The sequence below is a fragment of the Paenibacillus sp. sptzw28 genome, assembly GCF_019550795.1.
Lineage (GTDB): Bacteria > Bacillota > Bacilli > Paenibacillales > Paenibacillaceae > Paenibacillus_Z.
In genome coordinates this window covers 3,758,211-3,783,967 of record NZ_CP080545.1, presented here as the reverse complement: position 1 = coordinate 3,783,967, position 25,757 = coordinate 3,758,211, and the positions used below count along the sequence as shown (strand labels likewise).

General features: G+C 46.7%; 21 protein-coding genes and 1 pseudogene. 19 read left to right on the top strand and 3 right to left on the bottom strand.

What is annotated here, in order from left to right; genetic code table 11:
* Window positions 1-68: 68 nt before the first annotated feature.
* The 7 genes from KZ483_RS17125 to KZ483_RS17095 all read left to right on the top strand — a co-directional run bounded on the left by KZ483_RS17125 (window position 69) and on the right by KZ483_RS17095 (window position 7,616).
* Complete coding sequence (locus tag KZ483_RS17125) at window positions 69-734, top strand: rhamnogalacturonan acetylesterase (RefSeq protein ID WP_220348699.1); 666 nt, start codon at window positions 69-71, stop codon at window positions 732-734.
* Between the two features lie 39 nt (window positions 735-773).
* Window positions 774-2,195: a family 43 glycosylhydrolase gene (locus KZ483_RS17120; protein WP_220348698.1), complete on the top strand. Its 1,422-nt coding sequence runs from the start codon at window positions 774-776 to the stop codon at window positions 2,193-2,195.
* A gap of 739 nt (window positions 2,196-2,934) precedes the next feature.
* Window positions 2,935-4,605, top strand: a complete 1,671-nt coding sequence (locus tag KZ483_RS17115) for an alkaline phosphatase family protein (RefSeq protein ID WP_220348697.1) — start codon at window positions 2,935-2,937, stop codon at window positions 4,603-4,605.
* Window positions 4,606-4,753: 148 nt separating this feature from the next.
* Window positions 4,754-5,350, top strand: a complete 597-nt coding sequence (locus KZ483_RS17110) for a nucleoside/nucleotide kinase family protein (RefSeq protein WP_220348696.1) — start codon at window positions 4,754-4,756, stop codon at window positions 5,348-5,350.
* A gap of 231 nt (window positions 5,351-5,581) precedes the next feature.
* Window positions 5,582-5,860, top strand: coding sequence for a hypothetical protein (locus KZ483_RS17105; protein WP_220348695.1), 279 nt, complete (start codon window positions 5,582-5,584; stop codon window positions 5,858-5,860).
* 429 nt (window positions 5,861-6,289) lie between these two features.
* Window positions 6,290-6,886 carry a hypothetical protein gene (locus tag KZ483_RS17100; RefSeq protein WP_220348694.1) on the top strand — a complete coding sequence of 199 codons (597 nt, stop codon included), beginning with the start codon at window positions 6,290-6,292 and terminating at the stop codon, window positions 6,884-6,886.
* A gap of 172 nt (window positions 6,887-7,058) precedes the next feature.
* Complete coding sequence (locus KZ483_RS17095; protein ID WP_220348693.1) at window positions 7,059-7,616, top strand: hypothetical protein; 558 nt, start codon at window positions 7,059-7,061, stop codon at window positions 7,614-7,616.
* A 245-nt stretch (window positions 7,617-7,861) separates the two neighbouring features.
* Here the strand turns inward: KZ483_RS17095 and KZ483_RS17090 are convergent, their stop codons facing one another.
* Window positions 7,862-8,527 (bottom strand): MBL fold metallo-hydrolase, encoded by a 666-nt coding sequence (locus KZ483_RS17090; RefSeq protein ID WP_220348692.1) that lies wholly within the window; start codon window positions 8,525-8,527, stop codon window positions 7,862-7,864.
* Between the two features lie 351 nt (window positions 8,528-8,878).
* On the opposite strand from KZ483_RS17090, the gene KZ483_RS17085 reads away from it, so the two are divergent.
* The 3 genes from KZ483_RS17085 (at window position 8,879) to KZ483_RS17075 (ending at window position 11,505) form a co-directional block, all read left to right on the top strand.
* Window positions 8,879-9,832, top strand: a complete 954-nt coding sequence (locus tag KZ483_RS17085) for an ABC transporter ATP-binding protein (protein WP_220348691.1) — start codon at window positions 8,879-8,881, stop codon at window positions 9,830-9,832.
* Window positions 9,829-10,629: an ABC transporter permease gene (locus tag KZ483_RS17080; protein WP_220348690.1), complete on the top strand. Its 801-nt coding sequence runs from the start codon at window positions 9,829-9,831 to the stop codon at window positions 10,627-10,629. Before KZ483_RS17085 ends, KZ483_RS17080 begins: the two co-directional genes overlap by 4 nt.
* 312 nt (window positions 10,630-10,941) lie before the next feature.
* Entirely contained in the window at window positions 10,942-11,505 is a 564-nt protein-coding gene (locus tag KZ483_RS17075) for a hypothetical protein (protein WP_220348689.1), read from the top strand.
* A gap of 441 nt (window positions 11,506-11,946) precedes the next feature.
* On the opposite strand, the gene KZ483_RS17070 is transcribed toward KZ483_RS17075, so the two are convergent.
* The gene (locus KZ483_RS17070; RefSeq protein WP_220348688.1) at window positions 11,947-12,939 is read right to left on the bottom strand and encodes a LacI family DNA-binding transcriptional regulator; all 993 of its coding nucleotides are present in this window, start codon (window positions 12,937-12,939) and stop codon (window positions 11,947-11,949) included.
* Window positions 12,940-13,140: 201 nt separating this feature from the next.
* Between KZ483_RS17070 and KZ483_RS17065 the strand changes: the two genes are divergently transcribed.
* From KZ483_RS17065 to KZ483_RS17040, 6 genes and pseudogenes are all read left to right on the top strand, one after another.
* Window positions 13,141-14,628 (top strand): alpha-L-arabinofuranosidase C-terminal domain-containing protein, encoded by a 1,488-nt coding sequence (locus KZ483_RS17065; protein WP_220348687.1) that lies wholly within the window; start codon window positions 13,141-13,143, stop codon window positions 14,626-14,628.
* Window positions 14,629-14,866: 238 nt separating this feature from the next.
* On the top strand, window positions 14,867-15,577 hold the full coding sequence (locus KZ483_RS17060) for a hypothetical protein (RefSeq protein WP_220348686.1): 711 nt from the start codon (window positions 14,867-14,869) through the stop codon (window positions 15,575-15,577).
* Between the two features lie 535 nt (window positions 15,578-16,112).
* Complete coding sequence (locus KZ483_RS17055) at window positions 16,113-16,934, top strand: aminoglycoside adenylyltransferase domain-containing protein (RefSeq protein WP_220348685.1); 822 nt, start codon at window positions 16,113-16,115, stop codon at window positions 16,932-16,934.
* Between the two features lie 96 nt (window positions 16,935-17,030).
* Window positions 17,031-18,386, top strand: coding sequence for a dipeptidase (locus KZ483_RS17050; RefSeq protein WP_220348684.1), 1,356 nt, complete (start codon window positions 17,031-17,033; stop codon window positions 18,384-18,386).
* A gap of 449 nt (window positions 18,387-18,835) precedes the next feature.
* Complete coding sequence (locus tag KZ483_RS17045; RefSeq protein ID WP_220348683.1) at window positions 18,836-20,446, top strand: cellulase family glycosylhydrolase; 1,611 nt, start codon at window positions 18,836-18,838, stop codon at window positions 20,444-20,446.
* A gap of 239 nt (window positions 20,447-20,685) precedes the next feature.
* Window positions 20,686-20,838 (top strand): annotated as a pseudogene (locus tag KZ483_RS17040) (SDR family oxidoreductase); the annotation flags it as partial.
* Between the two features lie 620 nt (window positions 20,839-21,458).
* Here KZ483_RS17040 and KZ483_RS17035 read toward each other — a convergent pair.
* Window positions 21,459-22,331, bottom strand: a complete 873-nt coding sequence (locus KZ483_RS17035; RefSeq protein WP_220348682.1) for an AraC family transcriptional regulator — start codon at window positions 22,329-22,331, stop codon at window positions 21,459-21,461.
* Between the two features lie 175 nt (window positions 22,332-22,506).
* Here KZ483_RS17035 and KZ483_RS17030 point away from each other — a divergent pair, with 175 nt between their 5' ends.
* The 3 genes from KZ483_RS17030 to KZ483_RS17020 all read left to right on the top strand — a co-directional run bounded on the left by KZ483_RS17030 (window position 22,507) and on the right by KZ483_RS17020 (window position 25,689).
* Window positions 22,507-23,829 carry an ABC transporter substrate-binding protein gene (locus KZ483_RS17030; protein WP_258881300.1) on the top strand — a complete coding sequence of 441 codons (1,323 nt, stop codon included), beginning with the start codon at window positions 22,507-22,509 and terminating at the stop codon, window positions 23,827-23,829.
* Window positions 23,830-23,908: 79 nt separating this feature from the next.
* On the top strand, window positions 23,909-24,784 hold the full coding sequence (locus KZ483_RS17025; RefSeq protein ID WP_220353502.1) for a carbohydrate ABC transporter permease: 876 nt from the start codon (window positions 23,909-23,911) through the stop codon (window positions 24,782-24,784).
* Between the two features lie 11 nt (window positions 24,785-24,795).
* Window positions 24,796-25,689, top strand: coding sequence for a carbohydrate ABC transporter permease (locus KZ483_RS17020; protein WP_258881299.1), 894 nt, complete (start codon window positions 24,796-24,798; stop codon window positions 25,687-25,689).
* Window positions 25,690-25,757 lie beyond the last annotated feature (68 nt).

Below are 25,757 nucleotides of genomic sequence, written 5' to 3'. Positions count from 1 at the left end.
GTCAAGCAAAAAAAGCGCCGGGTTGGAGTATGCAATCCGGCGCTTATCAATAATCGGTGGTGGATGCTTTGGGAATACAAACGATTTACTTGGCTGGCGATTCGACGATGGCAGATTATCCGCCTCATTCGTACCCCATGCAAGGTTGGGGGAATAAGCTCCATTTATTTATTCCCGATTCCGTTCGGGTTGTGAATAAAGCCTTGTGCGGGAGAAGCTCCAAAAGCTTTATCGAGGAAGGAATACTCGAAGAAATTTTACAAATGATCAAGACGGGCGACTTCTTGTTTATACAATTTGGTCACAACGACAGTAAGGAAGATGCCGAAAGACATACAAGTCCTTGGAACATGTACCATCGGTATTTACGGCAATATATTGACGGGGCGAGAGAGAAGGGGGCACATCCCGTACTCATCTCGCCTCTTTGCCGCAGACATTTTGACGTTGACGGTCTTTTGATCAACACGCACGGCGATTATCCCAGGTCGATGGAAGCGCTGGCCGTTCAGGAAAAAGTCCCTTTCGTCGATTTGTGCGGCCGAAGTGCCGTCGCTTTCAAGGAAATGGGGGACGCCAAATCAAAAGAATGGCTGACCTGGCTGCACCCGGGCGAACATCCGAATTACCCCGAAGGGATCGAAGACAATACGCATTTGAATGAGCAAGGTGCAGAGGCAGTCGCACGAATGGTGGCCGATGCCATCAACAAGCTGAACCTGGAAATAGGATAAGGCTAGCTATTTCCAATATCTGCGAGGTGCATAAGGACCATGTCCGATTCGAAATTAAACGCAACCTATCCGATCGATATTCTAAGGGGCGATTATCCCGATCCTTCCATCGTCCGGGTAGGTCAAGATTATTACATGACACACTCGTCTTTCATGTATGCTCCAGGGCTTCTCATATGGCATTCCCGCAATCTGACCGACTGGGTCCCCCTTTGCCATGCTCTCCGGACTTATGTCGGAGATGTCTGGGCACCGGATCTGGTCTATGTGAACGGACTCTTTTACATTTACTTTCCCGCTAACGGAACGAATTATGTTATCTATGCAGAGAAAGCGGAAGGTCCTTGGTGCGATCCAATTGATCTGAAAGTAGACGGCATTGATCCGGGGCACCTGCTAGCGCCAGATGGGCAGCGATACCTGTACGTAAACTACGGAAGGGCTATTTCCTTAGCCCCGGACGGCCTTTCCGCAACCGGCGACTTACAAACGGTTTATGATGGATGGCCAATCCCTGAGGATTGGGTTGTGGAAGGGATGGCGCTCGAATCCCCAAAACTACTCTTCCGAGGCGATTATTATTATTTGATTTGCGCGCGAGGCGGAACGGCTGGTCCTGCGACGACCCATATGGCGGTTGCAGCCAGGAGCAAACATCCTTTAGGGCCTTGGGAGAACTCTCCCTATAATCCTCTTGTGCATACTTGGTCGAAGGAAGAACGCTGGTGGTCCAAGGGGCACGGTACACTGGTCGATACACCTGACGGAAAATGGTATTTCGTCTATCATGCCTATGAAAAGGATTATTACACGCTTGGAAGACAAACCTTGCTGGACCCTATCGAGTGGACAGAAGACGGCTGGCCGATCGTACCACAGGATACGGACGGAGAGATGAAGACGGTGCAAGGGAATTCTCCGGAGCTATCTGACGATTTCCAAGGTGTTGCACTCGGTTGGCAGTGGCGATTTTACAAGGAACTGGATCCTGAACGTTATGAAGTAGGCGGGGGCGTCTTGAAGCTGTTGGCCAAAGGGGATTCGCCAGCGGATTCTGGACCGCTCGTCATCATTCCACCCGACCGGGCCTATGAAGCTGAAGTTGAGATTAAGGTCGGGCCTGAAGCTGAAGCAGGACTCGTGCTCTTTTATAACGACCGCTGTTATGCGGGGATCAGCTTTACGGAGCAAGCTATTTATCGATATCGGCGAGGTATCAAAGGCTATCATGTACAAGGCCTGGGCTCCCGGCTTCATTTGAAGCTTAGGAACGACCACCATACAGTGACGATGTTTTACAGTACCGATGGTATTGAGTGGAATCGGCATCCTTCAGCGCTGGAGGTCTCAGGTTATAACCATAATAACTTTGGCGAATTTATTAGCCTTCGTCTAGGCATTTATGCGGCAGGTAACGGAGAGGCTGAATTTTCGCAATTTCGCTACCGTAGGATTGAGTAGTGATGAGTAGGCTAGTCACAAAGCTGAGTATGATGCCCTAGTGACGGAATTTATTAGAGAATGGGTGTTTTGTGTCCATTTTCCGGCAGAATCCTGTTGCAAGGGCTTAAAGCTAAGCCGAAGAGCCAACTTTCAGAATTGGTTGGGACTTATCTGTTCAAATTTTCTAAAGACGGAACTGAAATAGTTAGCATCTTCAAAACCGGCGAAGTCGTAAGATAGTTTGCTTAGTAGAAATGGATCTAGGCTATGAATTCAATATCGGTTAAAAATAGTGCTTATCATTGGCTTACTGATAAGTCAAAGGTAAGCACTTTTTTTGATGTTTCCCCCTCGATGCAGCTATGTTGAAAATTCGTGCTGGTCACGATCGCTTGAAGTAAATCCAAAACAGGGCCGTACGAAGGCTGCAAGTCCAATCCGATTTTAACCCATCGGCATCTTGGCCTTATTTGTTTGGGAGGAAGGCTGGCCGGTAGTCAATCCCGGAAAAGGCATCGTTGAGTCATAGAATTGGTCTGTTAACAAGGCAATGGCAAACCAAGCGACAACCATGCGGATTTTGATTATTTCGAATACACACCTTTGTCCTAATCCAAAACCATTCGGTTAATTGTTAACGAATGGTTTTTTCATTTCGCACACCGGCGATTTACACAAACTATACATTTTTTTAAAGCATCGTTAATGATTGTTCCCTATGCTGAGTAAGTATCGAATCATACTTCAGGAGGGAACCATGAGAAAAATCGTTAGTCTCACCGCAATTACCGCGCTGACCGTTGGATTGATCGTTCCGTTCGCAAGTGTACAAGCCTCTGTCGCTGCAAGCACGGGTACGAGTTCGCCAATCAAGCATTTGGTCGTCATATATCAGGAGAACCGTTCCTATGACAATTATTTTGGGACCTATCCGACCGCTCCGGGCTTCAAAGCACTTCCCGGCACGCCGAAAGCGGAAGGCATCCCGGACGGTTCGTATAACCTGGACGAGAACGGCAACAAAGTGGCCCCATTCCTGTTTTCCAATCAAGAACTGCAAACGCTGGACGTAGACCACGGCTACGACGACATGGCCAAAGCAGTCAACGGCGGCAAGATGGACGGCTTCTACCTCTCCTCCGAGAATCACACGAAAGGCTCCGGCCGGATCGCCATGGGCTACTACGATTACCAAGCGATTCCCGCATACTGGCAATACGCGCAGCACTTCAGTATGGCCGATCACTGGTTCCAGCCGGTCTTCGGGCCTTCTACTCCGGGGGCGCTGTATCTTGTCTCGGCCCAATCCGGCAATGCTGGGAACCCGATCAAAGGCGATCCGACTCCCGCTTTCGGTCCTTTGGGCGGTGACATTTACGGCAAACGCTGGGAGCCTCTCACATATAACAATATCGGTGACGAGCTGAGCAAGAAAGGCGTTTCCTGGACGTGGTACCAGGGCGGGTACGCTTCGGCGGATGCTTCCTACTCCTCGCACCACAACCCGTTCCAGTATTTCGTCAACTTCGACAAAGGTGTGTATAAGAACAATATTAAGGACTACAACGATCTGCAAAAGGATTTGGATCAACACCAACTGCCGGACGTCACTTTTGTAAAAGGCGCTTACGGTGACGACGAGCATCCGGGCCTAGGCAATCAGAGCACGCCGACCGCCGAAGATTTCTCTGTACAGACGATCAACGCGCTGATGAAGAGCGACTATTGGAAAGATACGGCTATCATAATCACTTACGACGAATCCGGCGGCTACTGGGATCATGTGGCGCCTCCTCAAATCGAATCCGGTCCCGACGGCTTGCAAGGTGCTGGACCGCGTATTCCCGCAATCGTCATCTCGCCATATTCTAAGCAAAACTATGTGAGCCATACGCAGTATGACACGACCTCCATTCTGAAATTTATCGAATGGAATTGGGGAGTTGACGCGCTTAATTCCCGCGATCGCTCAGTCAACAATATAACGGATATGTTCGACTTCGAACATCCGAACTTTGCGCCTTATATTTATCAGCTGCACAGCATCCGCAGCAACGCCTTCGGCACGGCGGCATCGGTGATTCTCAACAACGCTCCGCTGGCGCAAACCATCCCGGGCGAGTATGCTTTCTACAACAACGATAAAGACATGCTCATTCCAATCAGAGATATTTCCCGCAGCTTGAACGCGACTGAATCTTACGACGTGGCAACGAGGACGGTTACGCTTGCTTACGGCAATCATACTGCAGCGCTTACGCTGAACTCCGACAAAGCGACTGCGGACGGCAAGGCGGTCACTTTGGAGAAAGCGGTCTGGCTCAGTAAGACCGGACATGGATACATTTCTGCAAAAGCTGTTCATAATTTGCCGGGTCTTGAGGTTAGTACGAACGATCAAGGCCAGACGGTGATGACGGTTAACTGATATTTTGCCGGGATCGCGCATTCGCTATTTTAGACAAGCCCTCTTACGGTTAATGGCCGTAGAGGGCTCTTCATACGATGCACAATACAAAGGAGCAGGTAAGGATGAAGCCGATATATAGCAAGATAGCAGCCGTATTGACGATTGCATGCATGCTGGGATCCGCCAACGCTTTAAGGAGGATATTTTGAAGAGACCTCTTATTATAGCTATTGCTGCAGTATCTGGCGGTGGAAAGACTACTATAATCAACCTTCTTAATAAGAAATTTGAGAATTCCGTAGCATTGTATTTCGATGATTATGACTTTGAAGGTCCAGATGACTTGGTTGAGTGGGTGCATCGTGGAGCAGATCATAATGAGTGGAAACTTAGCCCTTTAATTAACGATTTAAAAGCAACTGTAGATAATACGATTACCCGATATGACTACATATTTCTTGATTATCCATTTTCATATTTAAACAAAGGAATGAACGAATTTATTGACTTGACAATATTTATTGACACACCGCTTGATGTGGCAATGGTTAGACGGATTTTGAGGGATTTTGGTAATTCGACACCTGAAGAGATTATGTTTGAAATGCAATCTTATTTGTCCGGAGCAAGAAAAGCATACTTAGCAATGCTGAATACTGTTAAACCTAACTCGGATATCGTAATAGATGGGACTCAAGAGAAGGAAGAAATAGTAGAGCAGATAAAACTGATAATCAAAAACCACGTGAAAGTAGTTCATTGAGTTCAGAAGCTTCGTCTAACACCGCATTCACGCATCGCAGGCCTAACGGCCTTGGTCCGCTGGAGGCATGTTCGATGAAGCTGAATCAGCGGACAACCCTGCACAGGCTAAGATAGAAGCTATCTAAGCGGTGAGGGAATGCAAAAACGTTATCTGAAACCGGCTAACAACGAAAATACATAGAGAAGGAGACCTGTGTCTGTGATCCTTTTTAAAGGAGAATGAACTGAGATGAAAGAAAAGCAAAAAAGGAAATGGGAAAAACTAAGAGCAAAAGGCAAGAAGAATTTTATTATTTTTAATGGCGTTATTAGTTGGGGTGTACCAACAGCAATATTGTATACTTTTTTAATGTCATTTATGGAGAATTACTCGTTAAGATTTAATAGAGATTTTTTCGAAATGCTTATATTATCAATTGTCTTATTCCCATTTGGAGGGATATTTTTTGGTCTCTGGGTTTGGAGTTGGACAGAAAAACAATATAGGAAGAATTCTGAAAATAAATAAATAGAGGGACATAAAACATTGATTTATGTAACTCAAAGAAGAGCCGGCATCAGATAACACCGCATTCACGCTTCGGGCGCATTGAACTGACGAAACCATAGTTCTATGCCACAAGGCTGCCGTGTCGCAACCCTGCGCTCAACGGGGATACAAAAAGGTTTGCTTCAAGTTTTAAGGAATTATTACCCAATTTTTGGATGCACTACGAAAGGGGTTATTAAATTGGAAAGTCTATTGCTCCCCCTAGAAAAGTTTAACGAAAAAAGAGCAGGCAGCCTAGTCGGTACAATAACAGCTGTGTCGGAATATCTCAGATTGCTTTATGCAATGATTGGGAAGTGTAGAGACAGCAGCAGGTCATGGACTTCTCAGGGTTTTTCAGCGAACAGTCCATACGGGATTTGTGCTTCATGTAATGGAACCGAAACAGTGATTGATATTGATCCCGCCCGAATGATCGCATCCGAACTATCCTTAAAACATGGGGCCGTGCTTCTTTGGGCGGGTACGATTTGTGCGCCGGTGTTCAAAATCAAAGCATTGGCCAAGATGATCGGTATTGACTATGAAAAGCCGCTTGCCGAGCAGGATAGACGATTCATGGATATTTTGCTTTACGGTTACGAGAAGGAGCCTGTTTCCTATGTATACAAGAAGAAACAAGCAACAAGTTTCTACCGCGGATGCGTTGCTGATTTGCGATATATGCGCGATGCGGGAACGAAGAGCAAGGGGAACATTAGGGCGATCCGTTTCTTCTCCAAGCAAGTCCAGTGCGAGGTATGTAACGGAAGCAAGATGGCACCTGAATTATCAGCTATAACGATACAAGGTCGATCGATTGCAGATACTCTGAGATTGCCGATACGGGAATTGCTGCTGTTTATTCAAAGTTTACCCCATTCACTCGACGTGCATGAGTTGAAGGTTTCTAACCAGGTTAAGGATGAAATTGAATTACGGTTGATCTACTTAAATAAAATCGGTCTTCAATCTCTAATGATTCACGAAGGAGACAAGGCGTGACTCATTCACTGAACGAAAGGGTACTATAGTTAAATCCAAAGGAGCTGTTGCGCGGCAGCTCTTTCGCTCTGCTAACGCGCAGATTTATATAGCGAGTCAGCACAAAAATAGGAACAACTCACGCACTTTGCCACAGGAGATAATTATATGAATTTATGGCTTTGGAGGTATTATGTTCAAATTACAAACGTTCTTGAGAAAGCCCCCCAAGTTAGTTGAACTAGAATACGGATTGATCGTACCGGAATACGAAAATTTCTACATTGATATAAACGATACAGAAAATATTAGAATTCTTGTCGACCACGGGGGGCTGGATCCAAGGTATTCCCCAATGAAAATAATTATCAGATATTATGGAACGTATATAGTTGATTACAATAAACCAGCCGCAGCTGGTGGAGGTCTTTGGCTAGATTATTTGCAATGTGTGGAACAATTTATTGAAAAACAAAAAGCAAGAACTAATTTCGGAATCGACTATTTTTCAATGGGTATGGAGTCGGTAGGTTACGGTGAAGTAAAATTTAATGTGTATCTGGATCACAATAATGAAGAAGTCATTTCCATTATACTCCCCAAAAAAGAGTTTATTTTAGCATTGCTTAAGGAATTAAAGGAGATCTGGAATATTTTTGGCTACCACGGTGCCTTTAGCAGTTCGGCATCTAAGATAGAATGGAATGAGATACCTAACCGTGTTGAACGGTGTGAATCGCATTTTAAATAACTGACATCAAGGTAATTCGGAACTATCAATGTAACCAACAATGGTCATATATACAAGTAAAAAAGGAACTTTCCCCATTTTAAAGACTTCTTTCTGTTTTTTCAAAAGTATGTCTAAAATGCATTTGCGGTTGTAGTGATATTTATCATTTTGTTGTGAGTTAACGTATTTCCCAATAGCAGTGCCGAACGAGCAGATTAGTTTAAATAAAAATCCGGCACATTGAATGTGCCGGATTAAGTCTTTTACACTTTCCTGACAAGCTCTTGGAGCTGTTCCTTAACGTTATACCTGCTTAAACCTCCGTGATAACAAATAACCGATTTAATATCGTAGTCCAAATACTTTTCCAGGGAACGGAAAGCAGTGTTCATATCCGGCGTGGATTGCGGATGGGGTCCCCGTAAGATGCCTTCCACACTGAACATGGCGTCACCAACAACTAGGGTTTTGCTTTGCTTCAAATAAAGACTAATATGTCCAGGTGTGTAGATAACCTGAATTCCACCGCAATACGGAAGCTCTTGTCTGTCAGCCAACGTTCTGTCAACTTTTGCTTTCGGTGAATTCTCCAACAAGTATGCCACCACTTTACCGCACTCGTCTTCCGAAAGGGATTCTAATTGCCAAGCCATACTATCGAGATTCACTTTGATAAGGGGCAAATTTCCTTCAATATACGGTTTTTCCATCTGATGAGCGTATACTTCAATACCTCCATCGGATTCCTGCAGAATTTCAGGAAGACTACCTATGTGATCAGTATCTTGATGAGTTAAAATGATTGCTTTCAACTTATCCATGGAGACTCCGCAGTCGTCCATGGCAGCACGTATTTGCTCCAATTGCCCGGGCGTGCCGGTATCGATTAAAATAGCAGTTTCACTGTCCCAAATCAGGGTAGGATTCAATTCTTGACGATTGCCTAAGTTTCTCTCGGTTTTTTCACCGCCCGAGGTGCTCTTCTTCTTTACCTCCTATTTATATTTTCTCATCTCTATCACTATGTAAACGAATCGGAGGTATCTAAAGATACGGGGCAGCACTTTATTTCAGTATTACCGAAGTTTGTGATGTGTGAAAGTTCCGCTATCCTATTTAACCGAAACGGAGATTAATCGGTCTCCAGACAGAGAGGAAAATACGGCTTGAGGCGGTGAGGGTTTTTGGTCTGCGGACGCTAGAGCGGACTCACGGTTCCATATAACATTAACTGTATGCGGTGTTGGAACGAAGATGATAACATACGGGAGGCGTTGTTCATGGAACGGATGGTTTATGAGGTCCGGGATGTCAGCAAGTTGTATAAGAAAGGCAAGATCAAGGCGAACGAAGCCATTACCTTCGATATTCCTGAAGGGGAGATTCTTGGGGTTCTCGGCCCGAACGGCGCTGGAAAATCAACATTGATCAAGCAGATGGTCGGACATCTGAAGCCCACGGAGGGACATATTCTGTTTGCTGGGGAGGAGGTGGCCAAGCAAACGAAGAAAGTAGCCAGCCTGGTCGCGTACTTTTCGCAGGAGCCGCATGTTCTTTCGTCGCTGAAAGCCTGCGAAGCGCTTACATTTACTGGAAGGCTAAGAGGCATGATGAAATCCGCGGCCGAACATGAAGCGGAGGAGCTGCTTGAGCAGTTCGGCATGACGGAAATGCGCAATAAGCAGCTTAAGGATTTGTCCGGTGGACAGAAGCGAATGATCGGCATCGGTACGACGCTGATCGGACACTCCCCTGTGATGATTTTCGATGAGCCGACGAATGAGCTCGACCCGAAGAACCGGCGCCTCGTCTGGAATCTGATTAAGGAACGCAACCGGCGGGGAACCACCGTTATCCTGGTCACGCACAACGTGCTCGAAGCCGAGCAGGTTGTCCATCGCGTTGCCGTCATTAATCACGGCCGTCTGCTGGTCATCGACGCGGTTTCGAAGCTAAAGCAGAAGGTCGACCAGCGTTTGAAATTCGAGCTGAGTACCGAGTTCGGCCGAAAAGAGGAAGTAATAGCGGCTCTGAATTACTGGGGGAGCATGCAGGACGACGGGGAAAACCGGCTGGTGGCCCTCGTCGATAAGCAGGAAGCGAGCCGGATGCTGGATTATATCATCCGCCACCCGGAGCTACCGATCGAAGAGTACGCGGTAAAACCGCCGAGCCTCGAGGACGTCTATTTCCATATCGACGAACAGGTCCGGAAAGAGGTGGCCTTGGTATGAAGATTTCAACCGAATCGAATCAAACGGCGTTTGCGGTTCCGTTAAAGGGACCGGGCAGGCTGTGGACCGAACTCTCCATCCTGTTTCGCATTCAATGTGCGATCGTCAGGGACAGCTGGGCTTGGGTCGTCCTGATGGGCACCATGTTTCCCCTGTCGACGGTCTTGTTTATGAAGTTTTTCGCCGAAAATCCGAGTGAAGAGATGATGATCCGGATTATCGCGGGCAATTTGATTTTCGGTGTCATCGTGATGGGGATGAACAGCATGGGGCAGGAAATTTCCTGGCAGAAGCATGAAGGTCATTTTACGTACTACGCCTCCCTGCCAATTTCAAAAATGAACTTCGTGCTTGCCAATCTGTTTAGGGGACTGCTCAATACGATTCCTTCGTTTATTCTCCTTGGCTTGATCGGACAGTTGATCTACGGGATTCAGTTTCATTATTCATGGGGGCTTCCTCTGGTTGTTATTCTCTCGCTCGCAAGTGTGGTCGGAATCGGGGTGTGCATCGGCTTCTGGTCACCGAACCATCAGTTGACCAACATGCTGGTTCAGGCGCTGATGTTGCTCGTCACGTTCCTCTCGCCCGTCATGGTTGAGATACACCAGCTCCCCCTGCCGCTGCAGTGGCTGTCCTATATATTTCCCACAACTTATGCCGCGGACGCGATGCGGAATGTGCTCGTGACCGGCTGGTCGGGCGGCGTCATGCTGGACTGCGTCGTGCTGCTCGGTTACAGCCTCGTGACGATTGTGCTCATTAACAAAATGGTAAATTGGCGGGTTAAAAACTGATGTCGGTTCAATATAAAGAGCGGGGTCAAAGATGCATTCGCGCCGACTTTTATCAAATTTACAGAAATGATTCAATCCTGTGAAGGCGAACTATTGACGACTGGCTGCCGAAGAACCGGCAGCCTTTGCTATTAATACGAACGGGCAGGTTGCGTCGCGGCCGAATAGTTAATGGTGTTATAATTTTGAATTATTATGTATGATAGCTCAAAGGGGTACGTTAATGAACCCAATAATGGTTGATTTTCCAAACGAATTTTACACAGAATGATTAATGGCTAGAATGCCAAAAACAACGATGGGGTACAAAAAATGAAAATAATGATTCCAATATTGTTTCTGTTACTCTTCATCATGGGATGTGGCGATGAGGGTGAGTTTAAAGCTGATTCTTTTTCAAAAGACGATATGTGTATAGTGCAATTAGACACAGACAAGGGGAAAATATGTTATGGCATGGCCCGTTCCGATGTTGAGAGCTTCTTGGGCACCGGGGAGGAAAGCGGCTTTAAGATTACGGAGTATACTGCCGGTGTCTTAATTATGTATCGTAATGATATTGTGGCTGGTATAACTCTGGACCAAAACTCGAAAGGTAGATATAAAACTGCACGCGGTGCTGTCATTGGGATGTCCAAGGCAGAGATCAAGAGGTTATACGGAGAAGAAAATGCTATTGAACACGGCGAGCGAAACCTAGATTATTTTTATGATTCAGCGAGCAACAGATTTGTAACTGACTTGCCTTCCGGCAAAAATCAGACTCAAGAAGAGATGGTAAGTACCTATATTTTGTCTGTCATTATGGATTCAGAGGCGGTATCAGCGGACCGAATGATGTTACTTGATGCGAGGATGGCTATTTATTTTCAATAAAAGTAGGGGCCAATGAAACGTTAGTTGAATAAAAACTTTAACTTGCTAATGTATTAAGCTTAAGCTTCAACATTTCGACGCTTTCCACTATCTAAGAGGGGGGCAGCGAATTCAAATGGTATTCCGCCGTCAATCCGGATACGATGCCATACCGTTACATCCGAATCTGTAGCAGCAGGAACTTATACGGTGAAAGCCTGCAATCTCTTGAGCAAGCGGTGCCAGTGGCAGTGTCGGTAGAAGGTAACGCCGGTGCAACCCAGGCGGAGGTCGATGCGGAAGCAGCGGCCCTGCTCGCCGAGCTGGAAGGACTACAATATAGCCGAGAGGAGTAATCCTATCGGCCTTTACTTTTACCCGACAAACAGAAACAGAAAGTAAGCCAGTTGTTAAATACACTTTCAAATTGCCGCCAGGACGATGATTCGCCCCGAGATATCGTTATAAAGATTCACCTGTTACGATTTGATGCTGCAAAAGCAGCACATTCAAATGTTTATTGTGGTTTCCATCGATTTCTTCAAGCAAGCGACCCACTGCTGTTATTCCTATCTCGCTTACAGGGTATCGTACGGAGCATAATCTGGGAGAAATATATTTCAACATATCGATATCATCGAAGCCCATGAGGCCGACCTGTTCAGGGACTCTGATTTTGTTTTTCTTAAAATGATTAAGCACTTCCAGTGCGTAGATGTCCGCAGGGCATACAATTGCTTTTTTGAGCTCGGATTCCAGATCTATCTGGCTGACGGCTTTGATGTAATCCGCATCCATGATGACGAGCGGTTCCTTCTTTCCCATTTCCGATAAACCTTCGCGGCATCCGGCCAATCTTTCTTCCAGTGTATAAAGATTGACCTCGCCTCTGCGGGCCAATGGAGGGCAAATATAAATAATTTCTTCGTAACCTTGGCTTACGACATGTTTCACAGCGTCTTTCATAGATTCACGTTCGTTAATGCCTACATAGGTCCACCCGCCGGAAATACGATTTCCGATTGTAACGATAGGTATCTTTAAATCAAGCAATTCTTTTTCAAATTCATGTCCGGACTGTACGCTGAACATGATAATCCCGTCTACTTGCCGCGTCTTGAAATGCTCGAGTGCTTTCCGCTCATTATGAGGATCGTGATGCGTAAAAATAGGGAAAACGATATACTCCTGTTCCCTGGCTTTGACCTCAATGGCGTTCATTAACTGCGCAAAATATGGATTTCGGACATCGAATAAAATGACGCCGAGTGTCATCGACCGGCCCTTGGCAAGACCCCGGGCTAAATGATTGGGCGAGTAGTTTAACTCTTTCGCGACTTTTAGAATATATTCTTTCGTCTTCTTGCTAATTCCCGGCCTGGCGTTTAACGCACGGTCGACGGTACCTTCGGAAACCTTGCATATTTGGGCTATATCTTTAATCGTGACTGACATTTCCGGCTCCTTTTTTACACGAATGTTCGTGTACGCACACGATGTAACTGCTACTTATTTTATAATAGGAAATTGCTTAAGGCAAGAACTTAGAAGGATTTCAGTATTGTTATTGACATAACAAACTATTCGAGATATAGTGCAATTGTATTTCGAGTCGTGTGCGCACACGTAAATTATCTGATCATGGAGCGTGGGAGAATGTCTAGGTTGGAGGTTAATCCAAGGAGAGAACTTGGCAGAAGAGACAAGAAAATTTTCGGTCACTTTCTGGAGCATTTTCATCGTCAAATCTATGGCGGCATCCTTGATCCGGAGTCCGCATTGTCAGGCAGCAGCGGATATCGTCAAGACGTAGTGGAAGCACTTAAACGAATTGAGGTTCCGATTGTACGCTGGCCAGGCGGCTGCTTTGTTTCTGCCTACCACTGGAAAGATGCAATAGGAAAGCAGCGCACGCCTTACTTTGATAAGGCATGGCGGGTAGAGGAATCGAATCTGTTCGGCACGGACGAGTTTATTGAATATTGCCGGTTGATCGGCGCAGAGCCATATATTTGCACAAATGCCGGGACGGGGTCACCTGAAGAAATGAGCGATTGGGTTGAGTACTGCAACCTCCCTACTGAAGGAAAATGGGCGAAGCTCCGTATTGAAAACGGCCATCCTGAGCCCTATAAAGTAAAATACTGGAGCATCGGCAATGAAAACTACGGCGACTGGGAAATGGGGGCCAAGAATCTTAGGGAATGGGGGCGTTTCGTAAAGGAATCGGCGAAAATGATGAAGCGGGTTGACCCGAACATCGAGCTGCTGGCAGCGAGCATTTCGGATTTGGATTGGAATCTGAATTTGCTGCGGGAAGCGGGGAATTATTTGGATTGGATTTCGATTCACGACTATTGGGATCATCTGGGCCAAGTCAACGATTTATCGAATTATGAAACTTGTATGGCTTATACCATGGAAATTGAGAAGCCTATTCTAAAGACGAAAAATATTCTCGGCTCGCTCGGCTATCTGGGCAGAATCCGTATTGCCTATGACGAATGGAATCTTCGGGGCTGGCATCATCCGGATATTAATTCCGGAACCAAAGATTATATAACGCCGAGGGATAAAAACGACATTAATTCCAGCTACACCATGGCGGATGCCGTGTTTACAGCCTGTTTCTTAAATCAGTGTCACAAGCATAGCGATGTCGTCGGAATGGCGAATTTCGCCCCGACCGTCAATACAAGAGGAGCCATCTTTACGCATCAAGACGGGATCGTCCTGAGATCCAGTTACTTTGTGTTTGAGCTCTATGTTCGTCACTTAGGAGATATCGTCGTTGACTCTTGGCTGTCGGAAAATCCGGCTTTCGATGTGGAGAAGGCCGGCAAGACAACCAGTGTCCCGCATGTTGATGCAGTCGCCACCAAACGGACGGGAAGCGAAGATTTGGGAATTGCTTTGGTCAATCGCCATCCGGATCTGGCGGAAACCGTTTCCCTGCATCTTGGCAGTGCAGTCCAATATTCGAACGCGGTCCTTTATAGTTTGGTCGGCGATTCGAAAGACGCTTACAACGATATCGGCAAAGAGCAGGTCCGTGTCATCGAGCAGCCTTTGCGTTGGAATACGCTCTCTGATGTTACGGTCGAAATTCAACCCCATTCCGTGAACGTTTTGGTCATCAAGTAACGTTATTCGCCATTCACTCGATCGCGATCGTGGAGCAAGAACAATTCCCGGGGCACGTCACCGGCGACGTGCTGGAGGATTCCTGCAGCAGCCTTACGACGCCAGCCGTTATGAACAATATGTGTCGGAGTATAACTGGAATCGATGGAAATCGATTTACAGCATGAAGCTGTACGGGTTTCCTTGGGATGTAACATTTTCCACCTGTACTTCGTCTGTATGCTCGAGAGGAGAGGATATGATGAAATCCAACCATAAACGGCTGATGCTTATTCTCGCTGCCGCCGCCGTGGTTACCGCCACCGCCGCCTGCTCGAAGGGCAGCCCCGGAGAAGTGACTCATAATATTGGACAAAATCAAACCACGAATAAGGATACCAATCAACAAAGTAAGGATGGACCAATTGGTAATAACGGAACGGATGCAACAAACGACGGGGCCGCCAAAAGCCCTTTGGCTGAACAACCCGCTGACGACGCGGCGGGTAGCGAATTGCCTTTAACCGATATTCCCGTGTATGAAGGTACAAGCAAAATTAAGATGACGATAGATGGGAAGGAGGTCACCGCCAAGTTTGAAAGCTTGGCCCCTTTTGAGCCGTTCGGTCTCTACTTACCGTCCGTGCTGGAGCGTTACGATATGGAGGATGGCGTTGAATTCGGGTACGATACTCGAAATCTGATTACGATTGGACCATTCACCCAATTCGCGGTTGAAGAAGCCAGTCTGAAGAAAACGTACGAAGCGCTTGTACCGTTTGCGGAATACATTGGCTCGCAGCCGGAAGGCGGCGATAACCCTGCCATTTTAACCGATTTTTTTGCCTTCGAGCATGAGGGGACCCGGTACGGAATCCGCTTCCGTTACGGAAAGGACGACGCTGCAACGGCTGTGCCGCGTTTTCTCGAGACAATTCGCACCTTAAAGCTAGTGACGGAAACGAAATAAGCTTGAACTTAAGGCTGAACACTGCTTCCAGTAATCCACATAAACTTAAGACCAATTTTCCAGAGAAAGCCGCCTGCTATGGCAGACGGCTTTCTTGTCGTTCGTGCCGTCATTGAAACGATTAAGCTAATCCGGAAACGAAGACGGTTGAAAAATCTTATCACTAGACGAATCCGTAGGAGACGGCCGAAGCCGGGATGTTAATTGAATCGGAAAAGTTTGTTGCATTAGCCCGGGTATAGTTTAATGCAGTTTGGATTACAGCCATCTTTCTTTCGGTCTCCTTCACGATTATGAATTTTTTGTACGAAATCTACACATATCGTATGATTCCAAATTTGAACTGTGTGGACAGTGGTAAGGGTAGAATGGCGGAATAGGGCAATAGTCAGTGCAGTGTAACCGCCGCATAAGGCGCTGAGCACGCGCTTTATCCGGTAATATTTAGTTATAAACGAAAATTCCTCAAAACAGCTAAGCGACTTATGTATTATTGAGCTATAACAAATAATTGTGCATTGCGGGGGTGCAATCAATGAGCGGTTACGACTGGCATAGTTGTCCTGCTGAAATCAAGACACAGGCAGCCAATATTAAAGAGTATTTAATAAATGTCCTGGATGAAAATCTCATTGGCATTTACATTCATGGATCTATGTGTTTAGGTTGCTTCCAGCCCTCTCACAGTGACTTAGACATTTTGGTTGTCATCCATAATAAGTTGGATGCCTTTCAACGTTTCAAGTTGATGCAAGGATTCCTGGCATTACACAAGCAGCCGATTCCTATTGAGCTAAGTATATTGACTCATTCTGAAATCACACCTTGGGTGCATCCTACCCCTTATCAATTTCATTTTAGTGAATATTGGCGTGAAAAGCTTGAAGTTATCGATGCAGAACATAATTTGGATTTTTGGGATTATAAGCAGGTGTATACTGATGGAGATTTGGCATGTCACGTAACACTTACCAATCAAAGTGGGATTTGTATATTTGGACCAGAAATTAATAAGGTCTTCCCTAAGGTACCTCCAGAAGATTTTTGGGATTCGATCGTTTGGGGCGTCGATTACTTTATTAATCTGGAAGGAGAACTTCTTGTAACAGGTATATTATCTTTAATTAGAATATGGTCTTATAAAGAGAACGAGGAAATATATTCGAAAGCGCAAGCTGGAGAATGGGCAATGAATTTGGTACCGCCGCAATATCAATACATAGTGCGAAATGCTACTGATGCTTACAACGCTGAACAAAAAGTAAAACAATATAAACCTGCTGATTTAGAAGGATTGAAACAATTTGTTATTGAGAAAATCAAAGAATCCTCCTCCAGTCCTGAAAATAACAAATAACGCAAGTGCGTGACAATGTACGCCGAGTCTCTGGCATCTTTGCCTGGAGGAGGTATATGATATGGATATAAATTGAAAGGGAGGATGAAATGCACGATGAGTTATGAAACCTATTTTCAAAACTTAAGGAAGCAGCAGCTGGAAGAGCTGAAGCAATGGTTGTCCATCCCGAGTATATCCGCCCAGTCCGAGCATAAAGCGGATATGAACAAAGCGGCTGAATGGCTTGCGGACGCGCTGAACCGGGCGGGCCTCCAGAACGTCGAAGTGCATCAAACCGAAGGCCATCCGATCGTGTATGCGGATCATCTTCATGCTCCCGGCAAACCTACCGTGCTGGTTTACGGTCATTACGACGTACAGCCGGTCGATCCGCTGCATTTGTGGACGACGCCTCCCTTCGAACCGGACATCCGGGACGGCAAGCTGTACGCACGGGGCGCGACGGATGATAAAGGCCAGGTGTTTCTGCATATCAAAGCGATCGAAGCCATATTGAAGCAGGAAGAACGGCTTCCAGTCAATATCAAGCTGTGCATTGAGGGCGAAGAGGAAGTTTCCAGCCGGAACCTCCCGCCTTTCTTGACGACGAATCGGGACAAGCTGGCCGCCGACGTCGTCCTCATTTCGGACACATCACTTCTCGAGCCGGGCAGGCCCGCTATCAGTACGGGACTTCGGGGATTGTGTTCGCTTGAGGTCACTGTGAACACCGCGAATACCGATTTGCACTCCGGAACATACGGCGGGGGCGTTCCCAACGCGCTTCATGCCCTCGTCTTATTGCTCGCCAGTTTGCACGATGATCGGGGCCGCGTAAGCGTCGACGGATTCTATGAAGGTGTGCCGGAGCTTTCGCCGCTCATGAGAGAAGAGTTCGCCAAGCAAATGCTGGATGAAGATCAATTGAAGGCCAGTCTCGGTCTTGATGCGTTGTACGGCGAAGAAGGCTTCTCCTTTGTGGAACGTGTCGGAGCGAGGCCGACGCTTGAACTTAACGGCGTTTACGGCGGCTTTCAGGGCGAGGGCACCAAGACGGTCATTCCGAAGGAAGCGCATGCCAAGATCACCTGCCGCCTGGTCGGGGACCAGGATCCGCAGGACATTCTGGACAAGATCAAACGCCATTTGCTGAAGCATGTTCAGCCCGGCGCGCAGCTGCAAATCAAAGACGGCGAGAAGGCCCGTGCTTTCAATATCGATCCGTCCGACCGGATGCTGCAGTTGGCTGCGGATGCTTACGAAGACGTGTACGGCACGCGCGCACTGTTCACGAAAGACGGAGGATCGATTCCCATCGTCGCAACCTTCTCCCGCGAACTGGCGGCTCCTGTCGTTATGATGGGCTTTGGTCTACCGGACGAGAATCTGCATGCGCCGAACGAGCATTTTCATCTGGACAATTTCGACAAAGGGCTTCTGACGATCGTATCGTTGCTGAAGCGGTTATAGGTTTGGAACATCGCGAAGCAGCAAGCTTCGTGATTTTTTTTGACCATCAGGCCGGGATAGTACCGGCATAGCTGTCACCGCCCATAAAGCGGAGATGAAAACAGCTGGTAAACCTATACAATGACAGGGATAGAGGTTATTGTATATATTGGAAGTAATTATCTTACGGACGGCGGTCTTGCGCATTTCTTGGGCGCCGCTCGTCCAATGATCCTTTAATGAAAACCCTTTCAATATATTTTATATGATTTTTGTGATAATTCATGGGGTAATTTAAATGCATTTATAATTATATAATCAGATTGCATAGTAACTGATCACATACATCAGTCTCAAGGAAGAAATTTCATGAGACTATACAGCTGAGAGGAGGACTTAATAGAGACGCTATCGGGTCGATTATTGAACTCATTTCATAATGAAGAAAAAGAAAGACGGAGGTTTGAGGCATGTTGTTAAAAGTTAAGTCGCTCAGGGTCTATCTGTTAAGCATGGTATTGGCATTTACAGCTGTAATTTCCGGTTGGAGTCCGGTTGTATCTGCAGCTGAAACAGCTGATTTCAATCAATTGAATCCTTCACAAATTGTTTTTGAAATGGGCGCGGGCTGGAATCTGGGAAACCAGCTTGAAGCAAGCACTAACGGTACACCGAGTGAAACGGCGTGGGGCAACCCTGCTGTTACACAGGCTCTCATTCAAAAGGTAAAGGCAGCAGGATTTAAAACAATTCGTATCCCTGTTTCGTATTTGAATTACATAGGGAGTGCACCGAATTATACGATTAATTCCACATGGCTGAGCAGAGTTAAAACAGTTGTCGACTATGCCTACAACGAGGGCTTGTATGTCATCATCAACATGCATACAGACGGTTACAATTCTGTTACCGGTTCCTGGCTTTTAGTCAATTCAAGCGATCAAACCACGATTAGAGCAAAATATCAAAAAGCCTGGCAGCAGATCGCGAATACGTTTGTTAATTATGATGAGCATTTGATCTTCGAGTCCATGAACGAAGAATTTGACGGTACTTTCGGCACCCCTGATACCACATACTATTCAAACCTCAATGCTTATAACCAAATCTTTGTCGATACTGTTAGACAAACCGGAGGAAACAATGCTGCAAGATGGCTTCTTATTCCCGGTTGGAATACGAACATTGATTATACTGTAGGTAATTATGGCTTTGCGCTTCCTACAGACAATTACAGATCATCCACAATTCCAAGCTCTGAAAAGAGAATTATGATATCCGTTCATTATTACTCGCCTTGGGACTTCGCCGGTGAGGAATCCGGCACAATTACCCAGTGGGGAGCAGCAGCTACCGACACTTCGAAGAAATCGACCTGGGGACAGGAAGATTATTTGGATTCGCAGCTGAAGTCCATGTACGATAAATTCGTCACACAAGGATATCCGGTAGTCGTCGGCGAATTCGGTTCCATCGATAAAACGGCCTTTGATTCAACGAATAATACCTATCGTGCGGCTTTTGCAAAAGCAATAACCGCAACTGCCAAGAAATACGGATCTGTCCCTGTTTATTGGGATAATGGACACAACGGACAGTACGGTTTTGGACTGTTTGACAGGTCGACCTATGCGGTAACTCAGCCGGGAATTATTGAAGCGATCATGGGTGTGATGAACACTTCTAAAATGAAGAACGTTACGACAGGCTTGTATATTGACGGGATGGGACGCACCGCAAACGGCTCAAATGCAAGCCAATGGAGCGGCAGTACCAGCAACAACCAACAATGGGTAATGGAGTTCTACGGAGCCTATTACAAAATAAAGAATGCTGCAACAGGCTTGTATCTTGACGGTATGGGCCGTACCGCAAGCGGCTCCATTTGCGGACAGTGGAGCAGCAGTACCAGCAGCAATCAGCAATGGGTATTGGAACCATATGGAGGTAATTACAGGATAAAGAATGCTGCTACCGGTCTTTATTTGGACGGCGGGGGCAGTACGACTAACGGCTCCGACTTGAAAATGTGGAGCAGCAGCACCAGTACCAACCTGCAGTGGCAATTTGTTAATCCCTAACCGCAATAAAAACAACTGGTGATTAAAGCAGGCCAATACACTCGCGCTGCCTCCTCTGAAAAAGTTCGGGCACGGATTGAAACAGCGCCAATACACTAACTGTACGATTACGTTAAAGGACCGTCCGAAAGGACGGTTTTTTCGTTTTTTTCAATGACTGACCAATTAACTAATTACCCCAGAAAAATAGAGGTCTCCAGGGCGGATATGGAATCGCTCGCGCAAGCTGCTCTTAGTACATTGCAGCCGTATATCCGCACATGGAAGAACGGAATGATGGTCACATCATTAACGTCTCTTCGATAGCCGGTCACGAGGTTTTGCCAAGCGGCGCTGTATACTGCGGTACAAAATTTGCTGTCCGCGCAATTAAGGAAGGCTTACGTAAAGAGCTGCGTCCTGTATGGGCGTTCTCCTGCATCTTCGGAAGCAGTTGAATGACTCGGTCAACGTTGTGTGTCCCCCTTTTATTGGAGAAAGGTATGGCATTGCACATAAATTCAACGATCACAGCATAGGTCAGGGCGGAAATGTTGGCAGGCCGTAAAAAGTTGGTTGTTTCCACTTCATCAAGCAGTGCCAGCCAGGCTTTCTCGAGCGGTCCGTTCTCTTTCATATACCAGAGGGACGATTCGTGAAAACCTCTTTCAAGCATAAAGTGCGCCAAGGCGCTTCCGCAGAAAATCGCACATTGCCAACTGCTGGACGGCAGCTCGGTTCCTTTCGAACAAAATGAGCAGGGGGTTACCATCATAGTTCCTAAAGAAAAATGGGAGCTTCTTGATACCGTCATCAAGCTGGTTGAGGAAATAGGAAGGCTGAATCGGGAAGCGGCTAATGCGGCCTGATCTCATGTGCCCGCTGCTACCGATAAAAATGATTCATATAGTAGGTAGGCGATTCGCCCAATACCTCTTGAACAAGGGGAGATCTCGCCTCCCAAGCGGAACGATACTGGCAATTGTTCCAATTATTCCGAATTAGTAAAATCCGGCGCCTGTGCGGCGCCGGATTAATTTTTGCTGCTGCGGTAAAAGGACGGAGCGGTACCCTCGACGTTCTTAAAGAAACGGCTGAAGGCATGAATATTCGGAAATCCCATCTTCTCCGCGATGGCGGTAAGCGGATCCGTCGTGAACTGGATCAAATGCCGGGCGGCATGAACGCGCATGAGCTGGTGGTATTGGATCGGACTCATACCAAACGCTTTCTGGAAGAGACGAACCAGATAATGCTTGCTGATTCCGGACATCCTGGCGATCTCATCCAAGCTTACCTTGCGGTTTGTATTATGCATGAGAAATTGTTTAACGTGCATTAATGCATGCATATTCGTCTCAAGATGAGGATTGAGGCTCCAGTAATTTTCCCGCAGCAGCTGAATCCATAACTGTATAAACAGACCTTTGACCTTGAATTCGTAAAAGGGCATTTTGGTCTCATATTCGTAAATGATATCCATGAGCATCTTTTCGATCATGATCGGATTTTTGAGCCGAAGATGACTGGACAGCGGAACCGGCATTTCGTCGATAATATCCTGCCTAAACCAGTCATGCTCGTCGGCGCCGATCTCTTCCAGAGGACGAAAGTTTACTTTCACCTTGTCGCTGTCCCCGGTATAAAAGAAATCGAAATGAATATGCGGCTGCCGCAGCCGCTGTCCTTTCACCTTGACGATTTTGTGTCTCTGTTTCGGTCGAAACAGAAAAATATCTCCCCTCTCTCCCTGATAGACCGTCTCCTCAATAGTGACGATAACCTTCCCTTCCATAATGTAAAGAAGTTCATAATCGAACAATACTCGCTCCTGTATGATCCAGGGGCGATCTACGATATTATCCATGGCTACGCGGATATAAGGGGAAATTTGATGCAAGATCATCGTTAATCTCTCCTCAAATTCTATTTATGTAAGCGTATCACAAAAGCAAGAAACGATAAATTAAAAATAAGCTTTGCTAAATACAATCATATATTACAGCAGTAAGATTAGGTTAAACAACAAGGTGAAAGCAATATTTGCAACCTTGAAACTTGTATATGAGGGGGAGTGCAAGGTGAAGAAGACATCGTCTATTTTCCTTACCGCCTGTTTGATTATTCTTAGTTTAGCGGCATGCAGCAAGAGCGGAAGCGGAACCGGTCCGGCCGACACGGCTGCCGGCGGCGCTGCAAATGCATCGAAAACGGTAACCCTGTCGATTGCGATGCACGTAGCGAATGTAAAGGACCAAGAGCCTTACATGTATGGAATCATACAGAAGTTTCAAGAGAAATATCCCGATATCAAGATTGATCTTCAGGGCTCCGAAACACAGGAGCATGTGAAGAAAATGAAAATGATGGCACAGTCGGGGAAGCTGCCCGATATATTCTGGATGCTTCCGGCGCCGGCGAAGGAAATGAATAAGGCCGGACTTCTTCTCGACCTGAATGAATTTGTGAAAGAGAATCCTGAAATCGCCTCCAATATCGATCCCAAGATGTTAAACGCTTACCAGGATGGGGGCAAACAATTTGGTTTGCCGTATCAGGTATTGGTCACCGGCTTATGGTATAACAAAGCATTGTTTGACAAATACGGAGTCAAGGTTCCGGAATCCTATGACGAACTTCTCGCAGCGGCAAAGGTGTTCAAGAAGAACAACATCGTTACGATCGCGAAGGGTGCGAAGGACACGTTCAGCACATGGGCCTTCCTCGGAATGCTGACAAGGTACGGCTTCTTCGACAAGATCGACAGCATACAGGCCGGCAAAGAGAAATTCGACAACCCCGATTTCCTGAACTTTTTCAACAAGATTGACGAGCTTCGCGTGAATGGCGCATTCCCTGAAAATGTCTCCACGCTGTCGTATTTTCAAGCGGTCGAAATGTTCACAAGCGGCAAAGCGGCGATGCTCGATGCCGGTGTGTGGGAAACCAAAAAGATCGAAGCCAGTCCGATTGCGAAGACGGTCGGCTTTTCATGGGGACCAGCCTTCCCGGACGGCGTCGGCAATCAGAAGGTAGCCATGGCAGTAGCTGCGGCACCGCTGGTCGCGAGCGCGGCAGTTAAAGAGGACGCGGCGAAGTACGATGCCGTTAAGAAGTTCTTCGGATTCTTCTACAGCCAGGAGGGGGCTGCCATAATGGCAGAGAATGAAGCGCCTCCCGTTGTGAAATATACCGGCAATGTGGATAAGGAGAAGTTCCCCGTCTATGCGGAAGTGATTGATAAATTGAATGAACCGGGATGGGAGCGGCCTAGTGCCCAACCGGACCTGGTCCTGTCCGAAGCGGCTGCAAACCAGCTGAACGATAGTATCTACGGCGTCATCAACGGTATCTACAAACCGGAAGAAGCGCTGAAGCTCATTGACGAGAAGGTTTCAAAGTAACGGTCAAAAAGCTGCGATTCTGCGGATGCACCGGTTCGGCGGAATCGCATGCAATCCAATGCGATAGGGAGAGAGCGTGATGATCTGGCTTAGCAAACGAAGATATATCCTGTTTATGCTGCTTCCCACTGTGCTCGTTTATCTTGGTTATATCATTCTTCCTGTAATCGTATCCTTCTACTACAGCCTGACAGAGTATTCGGGTATCGGCGCAGCGAGATTCGTCGGTGCGCAGAACTATATCAGCTTGATGCACGATTCCCTATTCTGGATATCGCTCAAAAACACGTTCATCATCCTGCTTGTTGCGGTTGTTTTGCTTCTGCCGGGCTCGTTTCTGCTGGCCCTGCTGCTGAACGTGAAGATCCGGGGCGGGAATGCGGTCAAGGCAATGAACTTCGCGCCGGGCATCGTCGCGCCGATCCTGGTGGGATTGATCTGGGTGTTCATTCTGGACCCGCAGACGGGGCTCATCAATGCTTTCTTAAAGAATATCGGGCTGGAACAACTCTCTCTGCAGTGGATCGGTGGCAAAAGCTTGACGCCATATTCCGTCGGGATCGTATTCACCTGGCAGATGATCGGGTTCCTGGCTACCATTTTCCTGGCCGGCCTGAAGATGATTTCCCGCGATGTCTATGAATCGAGCTCAATCGACGGAGCAAGCAAACTGCAGCAATTGCTTCACATCACGATTCCGATGCTTAACGAAACCGTTAAAATCAATGTCGTTCTGATCATTACGGGCGTATTTAAAATATTCGAGACCGTTCTGCTGCTGACGAACGGGGGACCTAATCATCTATCGGATGTCATGGTGACTTACATGTATAATGTGACCTTTACTTCAGGCGAATACGGTTACGGCATGGCAATCGCCACCGTCACGTTCCTGCTGACGATGGTATTCTCCATAGTTTATATGGGGCTCAGCAAAAAGAACATCGAGGAATAGGGGGAAGAGCATTGAATAATGCGGCTAGCACAAGAACCAAGCCTATCACCCAATTGGCAATTCGCAAACAATCGGCGATTTCCGGCGGTAAAACCGGTACAAGCTTACTGGCGTATGGCATAACCCTTATCGTTGTGCTTCCATTTATTTGGATGGTGTTATTGTCGTTCAAATCCAACAGCGACATCCTGAACAATCCATTCAGTCTGCCTGCAACCATTAGCTTCGATAACTACAGACGCGCTTTGCAGACATTGGATTTGGCTTTGTTATATAAAAACACATTTATTATCGCATTCGTGACGATCGTGATCGAAATCTTAATCACCTTCATGAGTTCCTATGCCCTGGCTCGCATGGTATTCAGATCGGAGAGGCTGAGGGGTTCCATTCTCGCTCTCTTGCTGACAGGGCTCGCGATTCCGGCATTTATTCTGCTGTTTCCCGTTTATCGGCTAACTATACTATTTGGGCTCGTGAACACGTATGCATCCCTGATACTTCCTTATATCGCCACATCCATTTCCTTCAACACCCTGCTGTTTACCGGCTTCTTGAGGGGATTTCCGAAGGAAGTGGAGGAAGCGGCTGTAATCGACGGCTGCGGTTTATGGACATTGTGCAGAACGATCGTATTCCCGATCGTCATGCCCGTTGTGGCTACCGTTTTCATCTTTAATGTGCTGTATATTTGGAACGAGTTTCCTTTTGCTGTCACCTTGATCAGTGATGAGAGTATGACAACGATCTCGCTCGGCATATCGCAATTCAAGGGAAGGTTCGATATCGACTACGGCGGCATCATCGCCGCCAGCATACTGCTCATCACTCCGCAGCTTATCTTCTTTGCATTCTTTCAACGCTTCATCATTGAAGGCATGACGGCCGGCGCTGTTAAAGGCTGAATAGGGCGTCATCAAGAGAGGCAACACTCATTTTTCCATATAAAACAATATAAAAAAGGAGAAATCAT